The organism is Nitratiruptor sp. YY08-10 (assembly GCF_016629565.1).
Taxonomy (GTDB): domain Bacteria; phylum Campylobacterota; class Campylobacteria; order Campylobacterales; family Nitratiruptoraceae; genus Nitratiruptor.
In genome coordinates, this window is record NZ_AP023057.1 from 585,664 (window position 1) to 609,697 (window position 24,034).

The following is a 24,034-nucleotide window of genomic DNA, read 5'->3' on the forward strand; positions in this document are numbered from 1 at the left end:
CTCTTTTGGTATAATAAACAAAAACCTCCAGAGGGTCTTATGCAGCAGCACTATAAAATAGCCGTTATCAATACGAAGGGGGGAGTGGGGAAAAGTACAATAAGTATGCAGCTTCTCGCCCCCTTTTTGTATGAAAAGCAGGGCTCGGCAATTTCGTTTTTTGAATTTGACGATGAGAATGAAGACAGCCTCTCCTTTGATAAGAGTAAAATAGTTTGGCTTGAAAAGGTTAGAATCTCCGGACAAGATCTTCGTGATACGCTTCGTGATATCCTTTTGATGGATACAAGTATCATTATGGATGTGGGAGCAAATAAAACAGCAGTCTATGTTTTGGAAGCTTTGATCGATAGTGGTATGATCTACGCTTTGGATGCGGTGGTCATTCCGTTGATGGATGGTGAACTGGACGCTACAAGTGCTATCAACATTTATCAAAAAATAAAAAACGCACACAGTGAAATTAAAACTATTTTTGCTCTCAATCGATGGAATGAAAACAGGGAAGTGGAATCTCAGTTTGATATCTTTTTGGGTGATAAGTATGGCTTTTTCGATACAAAAGGCGTAATCAACTATATCAATGAAAAAGATAGAAACTATCTTGTGCTTGCAGACAGTGATGCTATAAAATATTCCAGAGCATTTGGAATAACATTATGGGAGATGGCCCAGCAAGAGATGGATATGGATCAGGAGCTGAAAGAAGCAATAGCCGGTGGTGCTACGAAAGAGGAAATCAAACGTCTCAGCTTTAAAAAATCACTCAAAAGTGATTGTGAGAAGTATTATGAAAAAATTTTGCGGAAGGCTTTTGAAGAGTTGGAAAAGATTCTAGCCCACCAATAGGTGGGAGAATCTTTTTTTTGCCTGATTGATCTTTTGGATAGCGATATTGGTTATTGTAAATACCGTTGTGTTTTCTTCTGTCGCATCGAACAAAGAGTGTTCGAGGTTAATGATCTCCTGTTTTGCTCTTTCGATTAGATGAAGCATCTGAGAAAAGATAATATGGAATCCACCTTCCTCTTCTTCAGTATGAGCTGATTCAATCATACCGTTGATATGGATAAAATCGAGTCTGTTGATAAGGATATTGAGTTCGCTGATGTTGTATAGAATAGAGCGTAACATATTTTTGGAAGCGAACATGCTTTTTTGAAGTTCTGTTACATAAAGTTGCATCAATTGGAATAGTTCGTTGATATTGTTTGTAATCTCATTTTCTTCTTTTTCACCAATTTCTTTGTCTGAAAAGTTTACAATCATTTCTTTAATAAAAAAGACGATCATTTCGATATTCAGTTTTAAAGTAAGGATGTTGAAACCGATACCTTCAATATCTTTTTTCGCTTCATTGATGAGCCGATTCATTTCAAGGACTTTTCTCTCGCTGATTTCTGCATTTTTTCTCATTTCATGAGAAAGGGTAGAGAATGAAACTCCCTCTTTTTTGACTTTGTAACTTTCGATAGATGCATTGAGGGATAAAAGTCTTATATCTTCTGCTAAACCAAAGATAAAATTTGATTTCTTTTCCAACTCTTCATTCAGATCCAAAAAAGTATGTACTTTGTTGAATATTTCATTGAAATATCGATTGATTCGGAGAAAAATGGTTTCCAAACCACAAAGTGAATCGATGAAGTCCAGATTCTCTTCCAGTATATTTTGCAGATTGGTTCTGCATGAAGCAGGATTGCTGTTTTGATCTAAAAGTTTTTCTCTATTTAGAATTTCTTCGAAAAAGATGCGTTTGGCAAAGTCTTCATAGGTATGAAACCCAAGCTCTTGTATCTTTTTTATTAACAGTTCTTGTGCCGCATCCATATCCTCTTTTATTTCTTTTTCAAGAATTTCTCGATAGAGCTCAGGAATGAGCTTAAAATATTCCGAAGTGGGTTTTAGTCGGATGGAGATGTATTTTTCTATCTCTCCCTCATTATTGAAGATAGGGTATACTGCGGCTAGTACCCAGTAATATGAACCGTCTTTTGCCATGTTTTTTACATATCCGACAAAGGGTTTTCCGCTTTTGATGGTATCCCAGAGTGCTTTAAAAATAGTTCTAGGCATATCGGGATGGCGAATGATGTTATGTGGTTTCCCGATCATTTCATCTTTTGTAAATTTAGAAACGTGCACAAATACATCATTGCCAGTCAGTATAATTCCTTTTGGATTGGTTATCGAAAAAAAGAGTTCATCTAGATTAAATGGTGATTCAATATTTTTAGGTTCAATGCCTCGTTTATTGTATTTAAAGTGCATCTTTGATCCTACTTATTGGATTTGGTTTCTATTTTATCCTTTTCAGTCGTTGCAATAATTGCGTAAATCTTCATTAACTGTTTTATGAGACTACTGGATGCATCGGCAAGTTCTGAAAATTTCTCAAAGATCTCATCATTTCTATTCTCTTTTTTGAGTCTTAGTATCTCAAAAGCGATGGTGTGCACTTGTTTGTGATCTTCTTCTATGTCTTCTAGCAGTGAGATGACTTCAGGGCCATACTTTTTCAACTCTTTAAAAGCTTCTTGTGAATAGAACCACTTTCCAAAATTACACGACGTATAATCTTTAAGCGTGATATTTTCATAGCCTTCGGTATATTTGGCTGTATCAACCACAAATACCGAATGATCTTTTATAGCGCTTAAAATTTTTGTAATTGGTTCATTAGGATCAACGGTTGAGCAGTTATCAAATCCTTCTTTTACTTCATCAATGGCTGAAAGAATACGCTCACCTGTTATATTGGCAAGTTTTTGAACCTGTTGAAGTTCATTATTGAGTTTTTTGATTTCATCACTGAAAGTGTAGATATTTTCTTTTTGTTTTGTAGTGTATTCTATCTGTTTCGAGATTAGATCCGTTACTTTGTTGCTTGCTTTTTTGATTTTGAAAAAGGATTTGAGTACGTCACTTGCACCCTCGGCACTGTCTTCAACAATTGTTTTTGCATTACTGACAACTTGAGAGGTATTGTCCATCTCATCCATTACAGAAACGGTCACTTCCCTGATTTCACTGGCACTCTTGCTTGTTTTTTCAGCAAGTTTTCGTACTTCGTCAGCTACAACAGCAAATCCTCGTCCAACTTCTCCTGCACGTGCTGCTTCGATTGCAGCATTGAGCGCAAGCAGGTTGGTTTGTTCTGTAATTTCCAAAATAACGTTTAAAACATGGTCTATTCCACTGATCTTTCGCTTGAGCTCTTCCGTGGTTTTTGTCAGATTATCCATTGCCTGGACAGATTGGAGAATATCCTCGTTGGTTTTATTGAGGATGGATTCTCCCTCTTCTATATATTCATTGGTCTCTTTTTGAGTCTGCTCAATTTGGTGGATACTTTCCATGATTATATCGGTTGTTTTGAGGCTCTCTTTGCTTGTCTGAGTAATTTTTTCGAAAGAGTCATTGAAATTATGAAATCTATTCTTGAATCGGTAGATACCAGTTTTTACTAATGCAGATTGGAACAGTCCATCTGCAAGCTTGATTCCGCTGTCGTACCATATGATCTTTTCTTTTTGTATCTGCTGTTCCAGTTCTTTCTGACATGTATCTAGTGCTTCTTCACACTCGGTTGTGGTCTCATTTTTCAATTCAATATCTTTTTTCCCCATATTGAGCTCCTATTCTATTTTTTTTTCGGTGTAAAAATTGCGCTGATTTTCTCTTTTAGTACTTTTGGTGTGAAAGGTTTGACGATGTAGTTGTTGACCCCACTTTTGAGAGCCAAAATGATGTTTTCTTTTTTCGCTTCTGCTGTAACCATCAAAATGGGAAGATGCTTGAGTTTTGGATCTTTTCTGATCTCTTGAACAAGTTCGATTCCTGTCATATTGGGCATGTTCCAGTCTGTTATTACAAACTGGTAATTGCCGCTTCTTAGTTTTTGCAATGCTACCTGACCATCCTCCGCTTCATCTACATTCTCGTATCCCATCTCTTTCAGAGCATTTTTGAGGATACGGCGGATGGTAGGAGCATCGTCGACAACTAAAATCTTTATGTTTTTATTGGGTAATGCCATTTATCCTCCTATTTTTTTATCGCATATTCGTGTACTATGTGCAGTAGATCTTTCGTATCGAATTTTACAAGATGTGCGTCTGCATTGACAAATTTTGTTTTATCGACAGTTGCTTTGTCTGACAAAGAGGTGTTGATGACCACTGGAATTTTGGAAAGGACAGGGTCCTCTTTGACCTTTTTGGTAAATGTTAGTCCGTCCATTCCAGGCATTTCGATATCACTGATAATCAATTGTAGTTTATCTGTAATGTCACTTCCCTCTTTTTGAGCCTCTTCAGCAAGTTCATGTAAAATCTGCAATCCTTCGATACCACTTTGGGCTTCGATTACAGTATGACCATCTTTTTCCAAAATCGTTCGGATGATTCGTCGTGCCACCGGGCTGTCATCGAGTATTAGGATACGATAGTGTTGGCCTGTTTTTTTATACGATCCTTCCTCTTCTACATGGAAAACTTTGATCATTCCAAGTTCATCCAAAATACCTTCAAAATCAAGAAGCAGGAGAAGTTGACCATTTTCTATCTCGATAACACCCACAACCTTGCCCCCGAGTTTTTCATCTATACTTGCAGGCGGTTTTTTGATATCCGTCCATTTGATACGACGTATCCGTCTTGCTTCATGGACCAAAATTCCGATGATTTCACGTAAAAACTCCATGACGATGACGTATTTGTTCTCTTTGTCTTTAGGAGCTTTGATCTTCATCCATTTTTGAAGATTGACGATAGGAATCACCTCTTCTCTGATTTTCGCCAAACCTTCAACTTCTGGAGGTGATCCGGGAGATTTGAAGATGTGTTCCGGCTTTTGTATGACCTCTTTTACTTTGGCGACATTGACACCAAGAACCCATTCATACACGGAACCATCTTCGAGCTCTTCATACATCCGAAAATCGATGATTTCCAGTTCGTTGGCACCTGTTTCGAGAATTTTCGGTAAATAGTCATTCTTTTTCATCCGCGCCTCTTATTCTTGGTTTTCTTGGATCTCTTTTTTGTTAAAGAGTTTATCTGTATCGAGTAAGATGAGAAGGTTTCTTTTTGACTGTTCCTTCTCTTGATCGATGATGATAACACCGATAACATACTTTGCATCAATACCGATGGAATTGATAGGAGCAGGGAGAATCTCTTCATTCTCTATGGTGATTGCTCCGACTACTTTATCGATCAAAAGACCGATATTGCCTATTTCGGTATCGATAATCAAAATATATTCTTGATCAATAATATCACTGTTCGGTAAGTTGAGCATCTTTTTAAGATTGACAACAGGTACGATGTTGCCTCTTAAATTCATGACCCCGACGATATATTCGGGAGTTTTTGGTACAGGTGATATATCGAGTTTTTTTGTGATTTTTGTTACGTTTTTTATATTGATGCCGATAAGTTCGTCGTTTAACATGAAAGCTATAACGCGTTCTTCCTCTTTAATAGATTGGGTTATATTTTCATCGATACCGAATACTTGCATTTCACCCATCAGATAACTCCTATAAGTTCATTTCTTTTATCACTGATAAGTGATTTGATATCCAAAATCAAAACCACTTTTCCATCACCTGTGATTGTTGCACCGGCAATACCCTGGACATCTTTGAGCATTTCACCCAGCGGTTTTATAACGATCTCCTCTTCGCCAAAAAGATCGTCTACAGCAATTGCGATATTTTTCTCCCCGATGTTTAGGATGATTACAAATTTCTCGTGATCGTTGCTTTCAAGATCAAAAAGTTCGTTCAAATGAAAGAAGAGATACACCTCGTCTCTGAGGACCAAAGATTTGTATGTACCAACATCTTTGATATCATCGGGATTGTATTTGATAATTTCTACGACGCTAAAAAGAGGGATAGCGAAGATTCTATCATTGGATCCAACCATCAATGTTCTGATAATTGCTACCGTCAAAGGTAGTTTCATCGTGATTTTTGTGCCTTTACCGGGTTCGCTTTCGATCTCTATGGCACCTCGTAAGGAGTGGATAACATTGGCTACTACATCCATACCCACGCCACGACCGGAAATTTCGCTGACCTCTTCAACGGTAGAAAATCCTGGCATAAAAATCAATTCATATGCCTCTTTATCGCTCATTTGAGCTGCTTGTTCCGGAGTAATCAGTCCTTTTTCAATCGCTTTTCGTTTAACTTTATCAGCATCGATGCCCCGTCCGTCATCTTCAATGAATACGATAATTCTATCCCCTTCTTGTAAAGCAGAGAGTATAATATGTCCGGTTTCGGGTTTTCCTTTGGCAATACGCTCTTCAGGTGGTTCGATTCCATGGTCAATAGAATTCCGTACAAGGTGTATGAGTGGGTCTTCGAGTTGATTGAGAATACTGCGGTCGATTTCTGTATCTTCACCTTCCAAAATAAGTTCGATCTTTTTACCCATTTTTTTTGCGAGATCGCGAACGATACGCGGAAATTTGCTAAATATCCGTTTGACCGGTTGCATTCTTAGTTTCATAACGACTTCCTGTAGATCCGAAACCGATCGGCTCATACCGGCAATCGCTTCATTCAGTTCCTCTACCGCTTCAGAGTCTTCACAGTTGGTTCGAAGACGAGAGGTGAGCTTGACAATTCTGTTTCTATCAAGAACGAGTTCTCCTACGAGATTCATCAATGTGCTTACTCTCTCTATATCTATACGGATTGTTTCCGTTTCCTCTTTCTTCTGTTTTGGTTTGGGTGCTGTTTTTGATTTTTCCGGTACTGTAACCGGTGCCTTTTCTTCTTGCTTGGTCGCAACAGCAGGCTGCTCTTTGACTTCTGGTTCGATTATGCGTCTTTCTTTGATAAGATCTTCAACATCTTTTCCTTCGTTGATGAGCTCATCCAGTTTCATGATAAGATCCATATCCCGCTCTTCTGGAGGCAAAAGTATGAGATCGTCGAGAATCTCTTTGAAATTTTTTCCAGGGTGTTCGCGGATCAGCTGCTGTATCTTTTCATCCACATCATCATGGAAAATGATTTCTTCTTTTACAGAATTGTCGTTTGAGGGTTCTTGTGCTGCCTCGGATGGTTCTTGTTCTATCTCGCTACCAATTTGTTCATGTTCAGACGATTCGTTTGCTTGAAATGATTCAGGATTTTCTAAAATGTGATTGAGTTTGTCCAGCAGCGGCTTGATCTCATCAACATCAGGAATCTCATTTTCTGATTTTAATGTCTCAATAGCAGATTTGAGAACGTCTATTCCCTCTAAAATAACATCCATCATATCAGATGTCAAAGTCATCTCATTATTGCGGAGTTTATCAAAAATACTTTCAATAACGTGAGCCAATTCGATAATACTTTCTAAGCCTAAAAAACCGGCTCCGCCCTTTAGGGTATGCATTCCTCTGAATATTTCATTGAGAAGATCCCTGTTTGTAGGATCACTTTCGAGTTCTATCAGTTCTTGATCAAGGTTTTCTATGATTTCTTCGGCTTCCTGTACAAACTCGTCTAAAATCTCTTGCATATCTTCACTGACATTCACTCTCATCTATCTATCCTTTGTATTCATTAAACATTCTGTCGATATCACTTTGATCTACCTCTTTTTCCCATGCAAATTCGTCTAAAAATCTTTTATCTTTTTCCAGTTCAATGTTTTCATCTATCATAGTTAGAAAATCTGAAACTTTTTTTAATCTTTGAACGATGATATCCTCCAATTGCAAAACGGCAATAGTTTCATTAATCTTTTCATGCATTTGTGGATCTATTATCTGTTTTTGGATTTCCTGAAGGGTGTGCAATATGGAGTTGGAACACTTAGTAACTTCTTGTGAGGCAAGATCAAGATGTTGAATTGCTATATTTATATGTTCATTATGATATCTTTTTTTCATTAAAATAACCCTTTCTAGGAAATTTTATCCTGACTATGTATGTAAACATTATCGTTTAATTCATCTTAATTTTAAATAAAATGTACTAGAATAAGTAATAACAATTTATTTAAAAGTAAAATTAATGATAATGATAACAAGGATAAGATGTGTCCGAAGAAAAGAAAAAGGTGCATTTAACAAAACTGCAAAAAGCTGCTATTTTGATCTCTGCACTTCCCGAAGATATTAGTGTACAAATTTTTAAAAAATTGAAAGATTTTGAAGTAGAAAGGATTGTTAAAACAATTTTGATGCTTGAAACTCCATCAAAAGAATCAGTTTTAGAAGTCCTGAAAGAGGCCTACGATAATTTAAAAGAGGCTTCTCCAGTAAAAATAGCACCTGATCATCTCAAAAAGATTTTACAAAAGGCTCTTCCTCCTGAAGTTTTAGAAAAACTTTTAAATCAAACATTTGATGAGGAAGAGTTTAAAGCAATATTTAAAGAGTTGGAAAAACTCGATCCAAAAATGGTAGCAAATCTTATTAAAAATGAACATCCCCAGGTAATTGCTCTTATCCTCTCTCAACTTAAACCTTCCGTAGCAGCAGAGATATTACAGTATATTCCCAAAAGAGCGGGAGTAACCAATGTGCAAGAAGAAGTGATAAAAAGAATTGCATCTATAGAAAAAATCAATGCTCAGACACTAAAAATCGTAGCCAATACATTAGAAGAAGAGTTGCTAACCATTGGTGCAGGAACGGAAGAGACATTGAGTGGCATCGATATCGCAGCAGAAATAGTCAATGCTTTACCGAAAGAGGTACAAGTAGAGCTTCTTGAAGAAGTCCGTAAAGAGGATGAAATTTTGGCAGATAACATCGAAGAGAGAATGTTTAAGTTTGAAGATATTTTGAAGCTTGACAATAAAGCGATTATTGAAATTTTGAAAAATGTCGATAAAAACGTTTTGATGATGGCTCTCAAAGGTGCTCCTCAAGAGATATTGGACAAATTTTTATCCAATATGTCCAAGCGTGCGGCTGAAATGTTTTTGGAAGATATGGAAGTCTTGGGTCCAGTGAAGAAAAGTGATGTGGAAAAGGCTCAGAAGAAAATCATCGAAGAGATTAAAAATTTGATCAATAAAGGTGTGATCGAGTTCGGAAGTGGAGAAGAGTACGTGTAATATCGTCACAAATGTGAAAAAGTGACGAAATAGTGGCTTCATTTTTTTAAAAAACTTGAAATGATTATTAAAATGAAATATAATAGCTTAAAGTTCAAATAAGGACTGGAATGTCTGAACAGGATTTCTTGTCTCAAGAAGAGATAGATGCACTGCTTGGAGGCGGTGAGTCGGAAGCAGAAGAGGAGAGCAGTGTTGAAGAGCTTTCAGATATTCGACCCTTTGATTTTGATGAATTAGAGAGTATAAAAAAAGGGGGATTCCCAGGCCTTGAGCTCATTTATGAGCGATGGGTGAAGCTTTTTCGAGAAGAGGTTCGCAAAGTTCTTCCAAAAATCAACATGGTCTCCAAAGAATCCATCTATATCACCCGTTTCAATAACTTTATGTTCAATATTCCCATGCCGTCAAGCTATACCACATTTACGATGAGGCCTTTGAAAGAGACAGCTCTTTTGGTTATAGACTCAAGACTTGTTTTTACTGTTATCAGTGTTATGTTTGGAGGTCCCGCAAAACCGTTTAAAGTAGAAGGTAGAGAATTTACAAAACTGGAAACCTATGTGATCAAAGATTTTATCGATATAGCATTGGAGTCACTGCAAGATGTTTTCAGCGCAGTTTATCCAGTTGATGTTGAAAAAAAGTCGATAGAACTCAATCCCGCTTTGGCAAAGATAACTTCGGGAAATGAAAAGGTAATTATTTCGGAATGTATTGTGGATATCGACGGTTTTGAGGCCCCTATCTATTTCTGTTTTCCACACGGGATGTTTTTACCTATCAAAGAGATTATTTACAGTGAATTTCAAGGAGAGGTCGATCCTGTATGGAAAAAAAGAGTCCATGAGATTTTATTGCAAACCGATGTGAAAGTTGCTTTGGAACTTCCAAAACAGACCTATTTGATGAAGGATGTGCTACAATGGAAGGAAGGAATGGAACTTGTATTGGATATCGAAAAAGATGAGGATGCATATTTGCGAATTTCTGATAAATACAAGTTTCGTTGTAAAGTTGGAAAAATAAAAGAAAAATATGCGGCACTCCTAAAAACAGAGCATCAAGAAGAGGAAGCAGAGAATGAGTGAAGAGACAAATCCCTCATCTGAAGAGCAAAATAACGAAGAGCAAGAGCTCTCTCCTGATGAGTTGATGGCACAGCAGTTTGCACAGGAGAGTTACGGGAATGATGAAGATGAGGAATCTAATGTTGAAGGAAGTGAAGGCATTGAAAAAAGTAAATTTTCCATTCTTTTAGATGTTCCTTTAGACGTCATTGTAGAAATCGGATCGACACAGATGCCTCTTGAAGAAGTATTGAAGCTCAACCCAAACAGTGTAGTGGAGCTTAACCGTTTTATCCATGAACCGGTTGATTTGAAAGTGAACGGTAAAGTGATTGCAAAAGGGGAGCTCTATACAGTAAAAAATAATTTTGGGCTGAAAATTACTCATGTAGTCACTCCTGAAGAGCGACTGAAAATTTTGGAAGGATAAACAATGGCTCTTGATCTACAAGCAACATATGTATTGGCAAGCGGTGCATCCAGGGCGATGGAGCAGCTTGATACCATTACAAATAATCTTGCCAACGTCAATACAACCGGATTTAAAGAGATGGTTGTAAAAGAGATGAGTCAGCGCCTTTATGAAAATGGAGGGGATGCCAATCACCTTTTTGTGTTTCCAAGATTTAAAGAGAGTATATTGAATCTTACACAAGGCTCATTAAAACATACACAAAACAGACTCGACTTTGCATTGGAAGGAAAAGGTTTTTTCGTTGTACAAAAAGGGAATCAGAAACTACTGACAAGGAATGGCCATTTTTTCATCAATGGTGAAGGATTGCTGGTAGACCAAAACGGACATTACCTTTTGGATACGGAAGATAAACCGATTCGTTTAGAAGGCAAAAGTGAAATCAATGTCACTGAAGATGGATCTATTTATCAAGATGGCAAATTTGTCAGGCGATTGCAGATTAAAAATTATGATGCTTTGACAATTCTTGGTGATACCTACTATCAGTCGAAAGGGAACGAAGTAGAATCGGATGCCAAAGTGCGTCAGGGGTTTTTAGAATCAAGCAACATCAATCCTTTAATGGAGATGACGGAGATGATTATGGCGCAAAGACGTTTTGATATGTATGGTAATATGATAAAAAGTATAGATCAACTCAATCAAAAAACCAATGAAATCGGAAGAGCGTAAAGGATAGCAAATGATTCGAGCACTATGGACTTCAGCTTCGGGTATGCAGGCACAACAGACAAATCTTGATGTTGTCTCAAACAATATTGCAAACGTCAATACGACCGGATTCAAACAAAGCAGAGCCAATTTTGAAGATCTCATTTATCAAAATATCAAAGATCCCGGAGTAGAAAACGGTGATGGCAACAGACTTCCTACCGGTATTCAAATAGGCCTTGGTGTGCGAGTGGCAGATGTGGCGAAAATGTTCTCCCAAGGAAGCCTCAAACATACCGAAAGGGATCTGGATGTTGCTATTCAAGGGAGAGGTTTTTTCAAAATAGAGCTTCCCGGAGGAGGCGAAGCCTATACAAGAGCCGGCAATTTTCAAATCGATAATGAAGGCAATCTCGTAACCGACCAGGGATACAAGGTACTACCAAATATCCAGATCAATGCGCCAGAAACCCTTGTGGGTATCTCGATCAGTCCAAACGGGAAAATCGTTGCTGTACGAAATGAAGGTGCAGGTCAGACAACGGAAGAGCTTGGACAGCTCAAACTTTATCGTTTTATCAATCCGGCAGGGCTCAAAGCAATAGGCGGCAATCTTTTTGTTCAGTCGGATGCTTCTGGAGAAGCGATCGAGGGAGATCCTGATACAAATGGTTTTGGAAAACTCTCGCAAGGCTTTTTGGAGATGTCCAATGTCAATATCGTTGAGGAGATGGTGAACTTGATCGTTGCCCAGCGCGCATACGAGATGAACTCCAAAGGCATCACAACTGCTGATGAAATGCTACGAACCGTTGCCGGCCTTAAATCGTAAATTTGTCATTTTTCTTTTTTTCACGGCCATGTTGTTTGGTCGTGAAACAATTCTTTTAAAAAAACAGGTTCTTGTCAATACACCAAAGATAGAACTCTCCCAAATTGCGATAATAGATATCAACAATCAAAAACTAAAGAACTATCTTTCCCATCTTCTCATTGATCAAAAATATTACAAAAACGACTCAAAAATCACAAAAGAAGAGGTTCGACAACTCCTGCAAGAAAATTTCATAGACACTTCGCACATCTCCATCAAAGGGCAACAGACAACTGTTCGCTTTCAAAAAAACACTCTTTCAAAAGAGATGATAGAAGATATGATCAGAAAATATTTCAAAAAGAAATATCCAAATAAAAAGATTCGAAAAATCTCCCTTCGTATGAAACCTGTCGCAATAGTAGGACGTTATACAACAACAATAGAGCCCGAAACCGTATCGAGAAATTATGCTTATGTCAGAGTTCATATCCAACCAGCTGATGGAAAAGAGATCACTTATAGGGCATATTTGATGATTAAAACTCTTGCCAATGTTGTTGTTGCAGCACATGATATCCCCAAAGGCTCAGTGATACAAAACGAAGATGTAGAAGTTCAAAAAGCGGTAGTCCATGGCAGGAACTATCCAGATCTCCAAGAGATTATAGGATCTGTGGCAAAAGTGAATATCTATAAAAATCGAAAGATTACCCGGTATATGATAGAACCAAACTATGCAGTAAAAAAGCATCAAAATGTTCGCATCATCTATAAAAAAGGCCCGATTATGATAGAGCTTTTGGGACTTGCCCTCCAAAATGGGAAAAGGGGTGATATAATAAAAGTGAAAAACATATCTACGAACAAGGTTTTGGCATGCAAAGTTATATCCGATGGTGTTGTGCTGTTTCTGTATTGATATTGTTCTGCGGATGTATGGGCTCAGCACCGAAAGCTCCTATGAAGCCAAAGATTTTAAGCGAAAAAGAGGTGATGCAAGCTCCTAAACAGCAAGCACCAGGTTCACTCTATAGCGGATATGACAATCTTTTTAGCGATATGAAGGCCTATGAGGTCGGTGATGTGGTTACGATCAACATCAATGAAAATTTATCAGGAAAAGGCCAGAGCGATGTTCAGACTTCACGAAGCAATAGCGTAGGGCTAGGTGTTCCGACTCCGAAAATAAAAGGTCGATCGGTCATCAAAGGGGATGAGTTTTTAAGTCTTGACGGTAGTTCACAAAACAGTTTTTCAGGGAAAGGCGGAACAAAAAGAAGTGCGAAGTTGATTGCAAAAATCACTGCAAGAGTCGTAAAAGTCTATCCAAACGGCAATCTCTATATCGTAGGGAAAAAATATCTCAAAATCAATTCCGATACCCAGTACCTTAAAATCGCGGGCATTGTCAATCCAAAAGATATATTGCCAGACAACAGTATAGACTCGTCAAGAATATCGGATATGTATGTGGAGTATAATGGTCAAGGGTTTGTTACAGATGCGCAAGAGCCGGGCTGGCTCGCGAAATTTGTCATGAAAATATGGCCGTTTTGATATAATTAATGAAAATATTGAGGGTGTGAATGCGACTGTTTTTTTTACTGTTTTTTATACTGTTCGATGTTCTTTGGGCTGTCGAAATCAAGATTGGCGATCAAGTCAACGTTGTCGGTGTTCGTGAAAACTACTTGACAGGGTATGGCATCGTTGTAGGTTTAAATGGTACAGGAGACGGAACGACCACGAAATTTACACTATTGAGCATTGCCAATATGCTGAAGAAAATGGGGATCAATATCGATCCAAAAGATGTGAAAACAAAAAACGCGGCTGCAGTTATTGTGACGGCCAAGTTGCCACCGTTCGCGAAAAGCGGGATGACGGTGGATGTGACGGTGTCGAGTATGGGAGATGCGAAAGATATAGGCAATGGCGTGCTTATTCGTACCCCGCTTTTTGGACCGGACAAAAAAATATACGCTTTTGCCCAGGGCCCTACGTCAACGGGTGGGGGATTCAGTGAATCGAATAAAGGCGGCAAGGTACAAAAAAATTTCACTACCACAGCACTCATTCCGAATGGAGCGATCATAGAAAGGGATCTTCCCTACAGTTTTGACGAACAAAAAACGGTAACGCTTACGCTGAAACATCCAAGCTTTGAAATGGCCCGTCGTATTGTGGATGCAATCAACAAACATTTCAAAGAAGAGCTCGCCTTTGCATTGGATGCTTCAACCATTCGTGTGTTGTACCCGATGAAGAACCAGTACGACAAAGTACAGTTTCTCTCGCAACTTCTTGATCTCAAAGTGCAAAGCGAAAATGAGCCTACGATCGTTATTTATGAGCGGACAGGAACGGTCATTATGAGTGGCGATATCAAAATCGATACGCCTGTGTATATCTCCCATGGAAGTATCTATGTAACAGTTCAGAAAGAGCCTGTAATTTCCCAGCCAAACCCCCTTGCCGGAGGAAAAACCGTTCAAACCCAATCGACACAAACCACGGTTCAAGAAGCAAACGGAAGAATTTTTTCTATACGATCGCCTTCACTCAAAGATCTTGTCAAAGCACTGAACGATTTGGGGATTTCACCAAGAGATCTTATTGCTATAATACAGGCTATTAAAAACGCCGGTAAACTCCACGCAAAAATCGTCATAATGTAGGATGGATATGAAGATAGAAACATATTGGGATTTTGCACAGCTGAGCCAGATAAAAACGAAAGATTTGGCGGCGAAAGGTTTTGAAGAGGAGTTTATACGCCAGTTTTTAAAAGAGGTACGAAAATCTCTTGAGAGAACATCGCCGCTTTTGGATAACTCTTTTTCAGCAAAAATGTATTGGGATATGTTCGATATGCAGATCGCAAAAGTCTTAAGTGATAGTGACCAGTTTGGTTTGAAAGAGTATATTGCACATGCAGTTGAGACATACAAGAAGAATAGCCAATGACCTACGGAATTGAAAAGATTTTTTCAAAAGTGCATGAGCATTCCGATGCCATTATCATCGTTTTAATATTGGCCATTTTGGCCTCGATGATACTTCCTGTGCCTCCATTTTTTCTCGATCTTTTACTCACAGCGAGTATTACGTTCTCTTTGGTTATTCTTATGACTACTGTGTATGTGGGCAATCCTTTGGAGATCGCATCCTTCCCTTCACTGTTGCTTTTGGCGACACTTTTTCGTTTGGCTTTGAATATCGCTACAACAAGAAGAATACTTTTGCACGGCCATGAGGGGCCGGAGGCTGCTGGAAAACTGATCGAGAGTTTTGGTCAGTTTGTCGTGGGAGGAAACTATATTGTCGGTATCATCATTTTCATTATATTAGTGACGATCAATTTCATTGTGGTAACAAAAGGGACGGAAAGAATCAGTGAAGTGGGCGCACGTTTTACTCTCGATGCGATGCCTGGGAAACAGATGGCAATCGATGCAGACCTCAATGCCGGACTCATTGATGAACAAGAAGCCCGAAGACGCCGTGAAGCCATTGCAAAAGAGGCCGATTTTTATGGGGCAATGGATGGTGCAAGTAAATTTATACGCGGGGATGCAATTGCCGGTATTATCATCACTACTATCAATATCATAGGCGGTATCGCGATAGGAGTATTGCAGCATGGTATGGATCTTTCTACCGCTGTGGCAAACTTTACGCTATTGACTGTGGGTGATGGGTTGGTGAGTCAAATTCCATCCCTTATTACCTCTACTGCAGCCGGCTTGATGGTAACTCGTGCAGTTTCAGAAACAAATCTTGGAAAAGAGATCTTCTCTCAACTCACCAGTTATCCCAAGGCTTTATATATGACTGCGGGCGCTCTTTTCGTGATCGGTACGGTACCTGGCATGCCGTTTGTCCCTTTTACCATTCTGGCCGGTATGATTGCGTTGACGGCATATATGATGCAGCTTGAAATGAAGAGAGAAACGATCGAAAAAGAGGAGGAAGAGGTTAAAGAGATCCTACAGCAGCAAGAGGAGGAGAGAGAAGAGGAGTTTATTGCTCAGCCTGAGACCATAACCTTTGAGATCGGGTACGCCCTTATACCTTTAGTGGATGAAGACAAGGGTGGAGAACTGCTCAAACGGATCAAATCTTTGCGAAAGCAGCTCTCAAAAGAGCTTGGTCTGATGGTGCCGCTCATTCATATCAAGGACAATCTGGAACTTAAGTCCGGAGAGTATAGGATTTTGCTCAAAGGGGTGGAAGTAGCAAGATATGAAATACAACCAGGTAAGATGCTGGCCATCGATACTGGGCAGACCAATGGGAAACTTGAAGGGGTAGAGACGAAAGAGCCTACATTTGGACTCAAAGCCTACTGGATCGATGAGAGTCAAAAAGATAAAGCGAGAATGTTGGGCTTTACCGTCGTTGATATCCCTACGGTCATTATCACTCATCTTTCAGAAATTATCAAACAGAATGCTCATGAGATTTTGGGAAGAAGTGAAACGAAAGAGCTTGTGGACAAACTTGCCCAGAAATATCCGATTGTCAAAGAGATCGTGCCTGAGCAGGTACCATATTCTGTCTTGCATCGGGTATTGCAAAATCTTTTACGTGAGCATATTCCTATTAAAGATCTGCTTACTATCATCGAGTCGCTTTCTGACAATATCACAAAAACGGAAGATACCGATATCTTAACAGAACTTGTTCGAGAGTCTTTAGCAAGATTGATAACTTCTATCTATGCAAAAGATGGAGTGCTGTATGCTTTGACGCTAGATCCGGCGAGTGAAGAGAAACTCTATACAAAAATTAAAGAGTACAACGGCAATCTTCCTCCGATAGACCCTGCAAAACTGCAGAACTTTATCATGCAAATCAGTAAAAATATTGAAAAGTTTGTGATCGAACAAAGAACACCCGTGCTTCTTACATCTCCCAATGTCCGTAGGTATGTTCACAAAATAATAGAACCCTATTTGTCCAATGTGGCGGTTCTGTCCTACAATGAAGTTGATCCCAAAACGAAACTCAAAATCATAGACAAGGTCAGCCTCGATGGAAATAGTTAAGTACGAAGGATACGATCTGGAGGCTTTGATCGAACAAGCCAAAAAAGAGTATGGAGAAGATGTAAAAATTTTAAGTTATGAGACACAAACCCAGCGTCGCTTTTTTCTCTTTGCAAAAAAGAAATATACACTGTTTATCAAGATTGAAGACAAAAATGAAAACTTTTTGGATCTTTTATCAAAGGAGGAGAAAAATCAGGAGATTGATCAATTTCTTGCCAAAATAGAGGCGATGATCGATAAAAAGATTGAGCCTTTGAAGGAGGAGATCAAAAAAAGAGGTAGTGTCTCGTTTGAACCTGCAGAGCTTCCCTCTCATGCAAAAAATCCTCTTCTCAAAGAGGAGCAGTTTGACGAGTTTACTGGTGATGCAGTAGAGCTTATCAAACTACTAGTCGAAAACGATGTGGATCCAAAAGTTGCCAAGATGCTTGTCAAAGAGTCATGTGGACTTGATATTGATACCAATAAACTCGATCTCAATACCTCTTTTTTCAAAGAAGCTCTGACAACGGCGATAGAAAAGAAGATTAAATTTAGAGGTCCTTTGAAAATACAGAAAGGCAACTTCAAAGTAATAGCTTTTGTAGGTCCAACTGGTGTTGGAAAGACAACCAACCTCTTTAAAATTGCTTCAGAACTTGTGATCAACCAAAAATTGAAAATTGCGGTAATCAGCATCGATACCTTCAAAGTAGGTGCCGTACAGCAGGCAAGATCCTTTTCCAATATCCTCAATATTCCTTTTTACGCTATTACAGATTCGAAAAATCTTAAAAAGACGTTGCAAAATCTCAATGGTATCGATGTAGTACTGATAGATACCGTTGGAAGAAGCCATTACGATTACTGGAGATTAGGTGAAATGCGAGAAATCCTTGGCGGTGGTGCCGACTTTATGGATATCTCTTTGGTTCTTAGCTGTAACTATAAAAACAGCGAAGCCCTGGAAGTGGTAAATCGCTACCGAACCTTTTTCCCTATCCATAGTCTCTTTTTTACAAAAATAGATGAGACGTACAAACCTGGAATTTTACTCAATCTTCCGATCAAAACAGACATTCCTCTCTCTTTTATCAGTGTAGGACAGAAAGTGCCGGAAGATATCAGGCTTCTTAATCCTGAGCGGGTAGCACAATATGTATTAGGTGAACAGTTATGATGGATCAGGCAAGTGGTTTACGGGAACTTGTTTCAAAAAAGCAGAAACAAACAAGAGATTCCAATTTTATAACCATTGCAAGCGGCAAAGGCGGTGTGGGTAAAACAAATTTTGCTCTCAATTTTTCCTATTTGATGGCTAACCAGTATAATAAACGTGTATTGCTCATCGATGCGGATTTTGGCATGGCAAATATCCATCTTTTTGTAGAGGCGGATGCGAAAAGAAATATGAAAAATCTTTACAACGGGGCTTCTTTGGATGAGGTGATACAAAAAGCGGACGGTTTTGACGTTTTGCTTGGATTTTCTGGCATCGATGATATCTGGGAAATAGAAGACACCACTGCGCAGACCATTGTAGCGCAACTGGAACAGGTGAGTAGCCGATATGATTATATCATCATCGATAGCGGTGCGGGGATAGATGATAAAATTGCCGGCTTTTTAAGAGCCTCAGACAGATCCTATATCGTCACGACCCCGGAGCCTACTGCACTTATGGATGCATATGCACTCATAAAATCGATGTATAACATTTATGGATATGATCGGTTCAAAATAGTCGTGAATATGTCTAAAAACCGCGAAGATGGGAAAAATACCTACAACAAACTCCGTGTCTCTTTGAACAAATTTTTACAGATTGATGCTGAACTTTTGGGTATTTTGCCCTATACGAATAGTTTAAGACAATCTGTTCGTAAAAAAATGCTTGTATGCAAAAATTTTCCTAAGGATAGTTACACCATCAATATGAGGCGAATCTGTGAATCAGAGCTACGTATTCAAAAAACATCTTCGGAAAATTTTTGGCAAAAACTTTTTGATTTCATGGGAAAGAGTGAATGAGTCTAACGCCACAGGAGAAACAGCAGATTGTTCTGGACAATTTGGCTCTTGTCAAAAAGGTGGCATCAAAAATATATTTTAAACTTCCCAAAGATGCAAATATTGAATTTGACGAACTTGTTAGTACAGGTACCATAGGTTTGTATAAAGCGATAGAAAAATACAATCGCGACAAAGCCCAGTTTTCTACGTACGCCTATATAAAAATTCGTGGTGAAATACTTGACTACCTTCGTTCGTTACATATCGTTCCTCGTACCATGAGAGAAAAAATCAAAAAAGAGAAAGAGGAAGGGCAAAAAGATATTCCTCTGTCTAATCTTGCCATTATGATGAGTATGGAAAAGGCTCTTGGAGAGAGTGACAATGGTCTGAGACTGATGGATATTTTGATCAGTAATGAAAAAAGTCCAGAAGATTATGCCATTTCTTCAGAAATTCATGATAAAATAGTAGAAGCTTTGGCTGATCTTAGCGAAAGTGAGCGAAAAACGTTACAGATGCTCTATTTCGAAGAGCGTGAGCCTAAAGAGGTGTCGCAGGCACTTGGGATATCACAATCACGGGTATCGCAGATAAAATCGAAAGCGATAGCGAAGTTGAAATGTGTGTTTAAGAAAATGGAGATGTAATGAATCTATTGGACCTGCTTTTTCTTTCTCCAAAAGAGGTTAAGAAGAAAACAGCTATAAAAAATAGTTCTACCCCCTCAGGCCCTAAATTCGATTTTAAAACAGTACTTACATCGATACTTCAAGAAAAAACGAAAAAAAACGATATTCTTTTTGAACAGAAAAAGCTTGACTTAGTACCAAAACACTCCTTGCAAACTCTCATAGGCCAAATGCCCAAAGCTTCACAAGCCAATGTACAATCATCAGTACAAACAGCAGATGGGAAATCGATAAAAGATAATTTTTTTCAAAAAGATTCTGTTCGGTACAAACAGAAAACGCATATACCGCATAAGTTATTACAAATTTCTGCAAAGAAAAACTCTTTAAAAAAAGTGATTTTTCAATATGATAAAGATACAAGAGCGTTTGGTAAAAAACCTTTACAGAGTTTTACTATCGTTTCTGCAAAGAGTGTGGAAAAGCGGCAATATTTGCACAAAGCAGTCCAAATATCCAAAAAGAGTGTACAAACGCCATCTGTAATACAAAAAGAAGAAGTGAAAATTGGTGAAAATAAGAAAAATGATGTAAGAAATCAAAAAATTCATAAGAATATATTTGCTGCAAATACTGTTCCTACAAAGGATATCAACGAAAATCAAGAGTTAGAAAAAAAATCGAAAAAGCAAAAAGAGCATTGTACTGAATACAAAACCGAACAAACAATATATGCTTGGGCTCATTCTTACGGAAGTCAAAAAACCAAGAATCGTTTGAAAGCAGAGGATTTTATAAATGAAATGCGTCGTAACCCGATTCCACCAAAATCTCTAAAAGATTTTTCAAAACAAAATGAGATACAATTAAATAAGAAACAAAACCAGATAATCAGTAGAACCGTTTCGAACATTCATGCTCCTTTCCAACATACGACACTTCCAAAAAAAGAGAACTTACAAAATAATCGTACTCCGTTCTATGCATCAAAAAATTTCGAATCAAAAACTCCTTTTTTTACAAAACCTTTTATAAAAGAGGAATCGCAAAAAAGTGCACAAAAAATAAAGCATATTGCAGATCAAAGTAATGATTTGGAAATAGGACATATGCCTTTAAACAAGAAGAGGGTACATCAGCCGGATATCAAACAAATGTATATGATGAAAACATTCGATGGCAGTACGCAATATGTCGATGAAGACAAAAGTCAAAGTAAACACAGAAAAAGTACATTAAACAAGAGTGTTCAAGAGGCTTTTTTTGAAACTGAACGCCAGAATAAACCAAAACAGATTGTTGGTGAAAGAAACCATCTAGATGTATCACAAATTCATAGTCAATTGAAGCAAAAACAAATTTTTGAAAAAAACAGTGCAACGAAAGAAAAAGCATTAAAGCATTCTGAAGAGATTACCCAAAATCAAGAAATATCTACTTCACAAAATATAATTATTGGAAGTGAAAGGAAAGAGAGTCCTAAAAGAATCGCTCTTTCAAAGCAGATTGATTCGATTGAAAAAACCATTGAACAGCACATACTCAATACTCACAATGATCCATCGCAACAAAACGGTGACCATAATGCAAATTCAGATTCCTCTACAAAAAGTTTTGTTAGCAGGTCCGATGATCAAACCACTCTATTTAAAGAGAGCCACAAACAGCAGCAATTTATCATAACGCTTGATCAAACTCGAATCAGAATCAGTCTTCATCATCAATCTGTTCAGATGCAATTTGTGAGTATGACGCCTTTGATGATGGAGGATGGACTGCAGCACTACATCGATAAGGTAATGCAGCAGACCGGTTTTGACAAATACAGGATAACTTTAAAAGATAAAGAAAAAAGAAGAGATTTTTCAAACACTACCGTACTTCCCTCAACAAGAAGTGAGTCAAGTCTGGTAAATGTTAAGATATAGCCTTTTTCTATTTTGTTTCCTTACAGCCGTTTTTGCATCAACGAATGAGACTATACGCCAACATAGCGGACAAGATTTCAATGAAACGAATACCTCTTCGCACAAAGATAACAGCTACATAAAAATAGTATATGAAAATGCGCTACGTGACTTTCGGGTGGGTTCATATTATGATGCTTTAAATGAATTTTCTTACGTTGTTAAATTTCCCAATACACCCTATTTTTTGGACGCTTTGTACCAACTTGCAAAAACATATCTTGCAATCGGCAAACGCACAGGTGAAAAAAAGTTTTTTTGGAGTGCATTGAATTATCTCAATCTCTATTTGGGACGAGGTGGAGTAGATAATGCAAAGTACTATTATCTCAAAGCTCTTATTTTAGAAAATTTGGGATTCTATGAAAGAGCACTTGCGCTGTATCAGCTGGGTTTGGCTAAAGCAGATAATCAAATAAAAGAAGATATTTTGATTGGAATGTTGCGGACAGCAGCACTAGAAAAGAAAACCAATCTTTTTACAAAATATATGATCATGCTATCTATAGAAAACTTATCGAAAGAACAAAAAAAAGAGTATCGTTTTATTCAAGGGCTTTTCTATTTTTATCAAGACGAGTATGAAAAAGCCAGACGTTTGTTGCTGCAAACCTACAAAGAGTATGAAGAGTATCTCATAGACAATCCACAGTTTTATTATATTGTTGCAGAAAATGCATATCGATATGGAGAATATAAGACGGCAAAACAGCTTTTTAAACGAATACTAAAATATGTTAAAAATAGGGATGTTTTACAAAAGACTCTGTTACGGCTTGGTGATATAGCCTTTAATACCAACAATACCCATGAGAGTGTCGGATACTACTATCGTCTTATCAAAAAATTTCCCAAAAGCAAATACGCAACGATCGCAAAACTTAAACTCCTATACATCATGAAAAAAGATAAGAAGGTGCAACATTATCTAAAAAAATTTTTGCCTGATGCAATGTTTTTGAAAAATCCGCAAAAGTTTACTTTGGAAATATTGGTAAAAAACAGACAAAACTATCTCGGTTTTTTTGCATTGGCAAATTTTGGATTGAATGTTCTTGAACTCAGAAGCGAAAAACTCATGAAACGACTTGGCTGGGAGATCTCATTGGTTCCTGTGAAGAGTCTGAAATATGAACACAAAGAGTATTTCCGAAAACTTTGGGAACCGGAGTTGTACCATCTGAATGATCCGAAGCTCATGTGCATTCTATACAGATCCAATCCCCAGTTTTTTGTAGAAATTTTCACAAAGTCAGTTTTATTGCATATGGGCAAAGTTATATATCAATGCGAAAAAGGGAAAAAAACATATATCGATCTTTTGAAAAGAATGTATAAAAAGTTCAAAGATGATGCACTGTTGTATAAACTCGTTGATGTCCATTATGAACTTGGACAATACAGTGAAGCTATGAAATATCTCATGAAAGTGAAGAAGAGAGGTTGTACATATGCGATAGATTACAATAAATTATGCTTTTTAATACAGCGCCAATGCAGCAATAGATTTGAGATGTTGAAAAACAGATGCAAACAAAACAGTTTTTATAAATTGCTTTTTCTTTCTGCTTCCAAGCTGGAGCAAGGCATCATCGATACCTCTTTTGTCAAATCTCACAGGGATTTTTTTGTCAAAAATTACACAAAAGATCCTGTTGTGAGAAAATATGTAGAAATATTGGCGAAAAAAATGATAGAAAAAGAACTATATCAGCAAATCATAGACCTTCTTTCTCCCATTGCTTCCTATATCAAGGAGGACTGTTTTTTAAACAGTATATTATCTCTATCTTATGTTAGAATTGGTAAAATGCAATATGCTGGCAAGATATTAAATGAGATGAGTTCATGTGATAATGAGTGGTACCATATCGCAAAAGCTGCATATGATGATATACTGTTTAGTAAAGAAATAGAGGGTCAATAATGTGGGAGAAAATCGACGGATTGGAAAAAGCGGCTTCCTTCTTTTTTGAACGCTCCAAAGTTATTCAAGGAAATATTGCCAATGCCGATACCCCAAACTTTAAACCAAAAGAGCTTGTTTTTGAACAAGAGCTGAAAAACCAGATGGAGCTCAAAAAAACCGATCCGAAACATATCGATCCGCAAACGCCAAAAAGTGCGTTTAAAGAGGTGGAGTTGGGAGAGATTAGAGGATATGACAACAACAGAGTTGATATTCAAGAAGAACTTGCCAAATTGGCCGAAAGCTCTATCATGTATAAGTCGCTCTCTGAAACATTGAAAAAAGAGTTTACAAAACTTAAACTTGTTATAACAGGAAGATAGC

General features: G+C 37.8%; 24 protein-coding genes. 17 read left to right on the forward strand and 7 right to left on the reverse strand.

The window, feature by feature from the left end; all coding sequences use genetic code 11:
• Window positions 1–39: 39 nt before the first annotated feature.
• On the forward strand, window positions 40–849 hold the full coding sequence (locus tag JG735_RS03265; RefSeq protein WP_201335404.1) for a ParA family protein: 810 nt from the start codon (window positions 40–42) through the stop codon (window positions 847–849).
• Here JG735_RS03265 and JG735_RS03270 read toward each other — a convergent pair.
• From JG735_RS03270 to JG735_RS03300, 7 genes are read right to left on the reverse strand one after another with little or no spacing between them, the layout of a single operon-like run.
• A complete protein-coding gene (locus JG735_RS03270; protein ID WP_201335405.1) occupies window positions 835–2,271 on the reverse strand; it encodes a PAS domain-containing protein in 1,437 nt (478 codons plus the stop codon). The two genes, JG735_RS03265 and JG735_RS03270, sit on opposite strands and share 15 nt — an antisense overlap.
• 8 nt (window positions 2,272–2,279) lie before the next feature.
• A complete protein-coding gene (locus JG735_RS09895; protein WP_201335406.1) occupies window positions 2,280–3,629 on the reverse strand; it encodes a methyl-accepting chemotaxis protein in 1,350 nt (449 codons plus the stop codon).
• 14 nt (window positions 3,630–3,643) lie between these two features.
• The gene (locus JG735_RS03280) at window positions 3,644–4,039 is read right to left on the reverse strand and encodes a chemotaxis response regulator CheY (protein WP_201335407.1); all 396 of its coding nucleotides are present in this window, start codon (window positions 4,037–4,039) and stop codon (window positions 3,644–3,646) included.
• A gap of 8 nt (window positions 4,040–4,047) precedes the next feature.
• Window positions 4,048–5,007, reverse strand: coding sequence for a chemotaxis protein (locus JG735_RS03285; protein ID WP_201335408.1), 960 nt, complete (start codon window positions 5,005–5,007; stop codon window positions 4,048–4,050).
• A 9-nt stretch (window positions 5,008–5,016) separates the two neighbouring features.
• The gene (locus JG735_RS03290; protein WP_201335409.1) at window positions 5,017–5,535 is read right to left on the reverse strand and encodes a chemotaxis protein CheW; all 519 of its coding nucleotides are present in this window, start codon (window positions 5,533–5,535) and stop codon (window positions 5,017–5,019) included.
• The gene (locus JG735_RS03295; RefSeq protein WP_201335410.1) at window positions 5,535–7,556 is read right to left on the reverse strand and encodes a chemotaxis protein CheA; all 2,022 of its coding nucleotides are present in this window, start codon (window positions 7,554–7,556) and stop codon (window positions 5,535–5,537) included. The genes JG735_RS03290 and JG735_RS03295 overlap by 1 nt, the downstream gene beginning before the upstream one ends.
• A gap of 4 nt (window positions 7,557–7,560) precedes the next feature.
• Window positions 7,561–7,767 carry a hypothetical protein gene (locus JG735_RS03300; protein ID WP_201335411.1) on the reverse strand — a complete coding sequence of 69 codons (207 nt, stop codon included), beginning with the start codon at window positions 7,765–7,767 and terminating at the stop codon, window positions 7,561–7,563.
• A 287-nt stretch (window positions 7,768–8,054) separates the two neighbouring features.
• Here JG735_RS03300 and fliG point away from each other — a divergent pair, with 287 nt between their 5' ends.
• The 16 genes from fliG to flgB all read left to right on the forward strand — a co-directional run bounded on the left by fliG (window position 8,055) and on the right by flgB (window position 24,033).
• Window positions 8,055–9,080, forward strand: coding sequence for a flagellar motor switch protein FliG (gene fliG / locus JG735_RS03305; protein WP_201335412.1), 1,026 nt, complete (start codon window positions 8,055–8,057; stop codon window positions 9,078–9,080).
• A 110-nt stretch (window positions 9,081–9,190) separates the two neighbouring features.
• Window positions 9,191–10,171: a flagellar motor switch protein FliM gene (locus tag JG735_RS03310; RefSeq protein ID WP_201335413.1), complete on the forward strand. Its 981-nt coding sequence runs from the start codon at window positions 9,191–9,193 to the stop codon at window positions 10,169–10,171.
• A complete protein-coding gene (locus JG735_RS03315; RefSeq protein ID WP_201335414.1) occupies window positions 10,164–10,580 on the forward strand; it encodes a FliM/FliN family flagellar motor switch protein in 417 nt (138 codons plus the stop codon). Before JG735_RS03310 ends, JG735_RS03315 begins: the two co-directional genes overlap by 8 nt.
• A gap of 3 nt (window positions 10,581–10,583) precedes the next feature.
• Window positions 10,584–11,300, forward strand: coding sequence for a flagellar hook-basal body protein (locus tag JG735_RS03320; RefSeq protein WP_201335415.1), 717 nt, complete (start codon window positions 10,584–10,586; stop codon window positions 11,298–11,300).
• 10 nt (window positions 11,301–11,310) lie between these two features.
• Window positions 11,311–12,111, forward strand: a complete 801-nt coding sequence (gene flgG / locus JG735_RS03325) for a flagellar basal-body rod protein FlgG (RefSeq protein ID WP_201335416.1) — start codon at window positions 11,311–11,313, stop codon at window positions 12,109–12,111.
• Window positions 12,074–13,015 (forward strand): flagellar basal body P-ring formation chaperone FlgA, encoded by a 942-nt coding sequence (gene flgA, locus JG735_RS03330; RefSeq protein WP_201335417.1) that lies wholly within the window; start codon window positions 12,074–12,076, stop codon window positions 13,013–13,015. The genes flgG and flgA overlap by 38 nt, the downstream gene beginning before the upstream one ends.
• A 41-nt stretch (window positions 13,016–13,056) precedes the next feature.
• Entirely contained in the window at window positions 13,057–13,653 is a 597-nt protein-coding gene (locus JG735_RS03335; RefSeq protein WP_236587239.1) for a flagellar basal body L-ring protein FlgH, read from the forward strand.
• 29 nt (window positions 13,654–13,682) lie between these two features.
• Window positions 13,683–14,774 carry a flagellar basal body P-ring protein FlgI gene (locus JG735_RS03340; RefSeq protein WP_201335418.1) on the forward strand — a complete coding sequence of 364 codons (1,092 nt, stop codon included), beginning with the start codon at window positions 13,683–13,685 and terminating at the stop codon, window positions 14,772–14,774.
• A 7-nt stretch (window positions 14,775–14,781) separates the two neighbouring features.
• Window positions 14,782–15,063, forward strand: a complete 282-nt coding sequence (locus JG735_RS03345; protein WP_201335419.1) for a rod-binding protein — start codon at window positions 14,782–14,784, stop codon at window positions 15,061–15,063.
• The gene (flhA, locus tag JG735_RS03350; RefSeq protein WP_201335420.1) at window positions 15,060–17,147 is read left to right on the forward strand and encodes a flagellar biosynthesis protein FlhA; all 2,088 of its coding nucleotides are present in this window, start codon (window positions 15,060–15,062) and stop codon (window positions 17,145–17,147) included. Before JG735_RS03345 ends, flhA begins: the two co-directional genes overlap by 4 nt.
• A complete protein-coding gene (gene flhF / locus JG735_RS03355; protein ID WP_201335421.1) occupies window positions 17,134–18,309 on the forward strand; it encodes a flagellar biosynthesis protein FlhF in 1,176 nt (391 codons plus the stop codon). The genes flhA and flhF overlap by 14 nt, the downstream gene beginning before the upstream one ends.
• The gene (locus tag JG735_RS03360; protein WP_201335422.1) at window positions 18,306–19,160 is read left to right on the forward strand and encodes an AAA family ATPase; all 855 of its coding nucleotides are present in this window, start codon (window positions 18,306–18,308) and stop codon (window positions 19,158–19,160) included. Before flhF ends, JG735_RS03360 begins: the two co-directional genes overlap by 4 nt.
• The gene (locus tag JG735_RS03365; RefSeq protein ID WP_201335423.1) at window positions 19,157–19,792 is read left to right on the forward strand and encodes a sigma-70 family RNA polymerase sigma factor; all 636 of its coding nucleotides are present in this window, start codon (window positions 19,157–19,159) and stop codon (window positions 19,790–19,792) included. Before JG735_RS03360 ends, JG735_RS03365 begins: the two co-directional genes overlap by 4 nt.
• A 212-nt stretch (window positions 19,793–20,004) precedes the next feature.
• Window positions 20,005–21,702 (forward strand): hypothetical protein, encoded by a 1,698-nt coding sequence (locus tag JG735_RS03370; RefSeq protein ID WP_201335424.1) that lies wholly within the window; start codon window positions 20,005–20,007, stop codon window positions 21,700–21,702.
• Window positions 21,689–23,668, forward strand: a complete 1,980-nt coding sequence (locus JG735_RS03375; RefSeq protein ID WP_201335425.1) for a tol-pal system YbgF family protein — start codon at window positions 21,689–21,691, stop codon at window positions 23,666–23,668. The genes JG735_RS03370 and JG735_RS03375 overlap by 14 nt, the downstream gene beginning before the upstream one ends.
• On the forward strand, window positions 23,668–24,033 hold the full coding sequence (flgB, locus tag JG735_RS03380; RefSeq protein ID WP_201335426.1) for a flagellar basal body rod protein FlgB: 366 nt from the start codon (window positions 23,668–23,670) through the stop codon (window positions 24,031–24,033). The genes JG735_RS03375 and flgB overlap by 1 nt, the downstream gene beginning before the upstream one ends.
• The last annotated feature ends 1 nt before the right edge of the window (window position 24,034 follow it).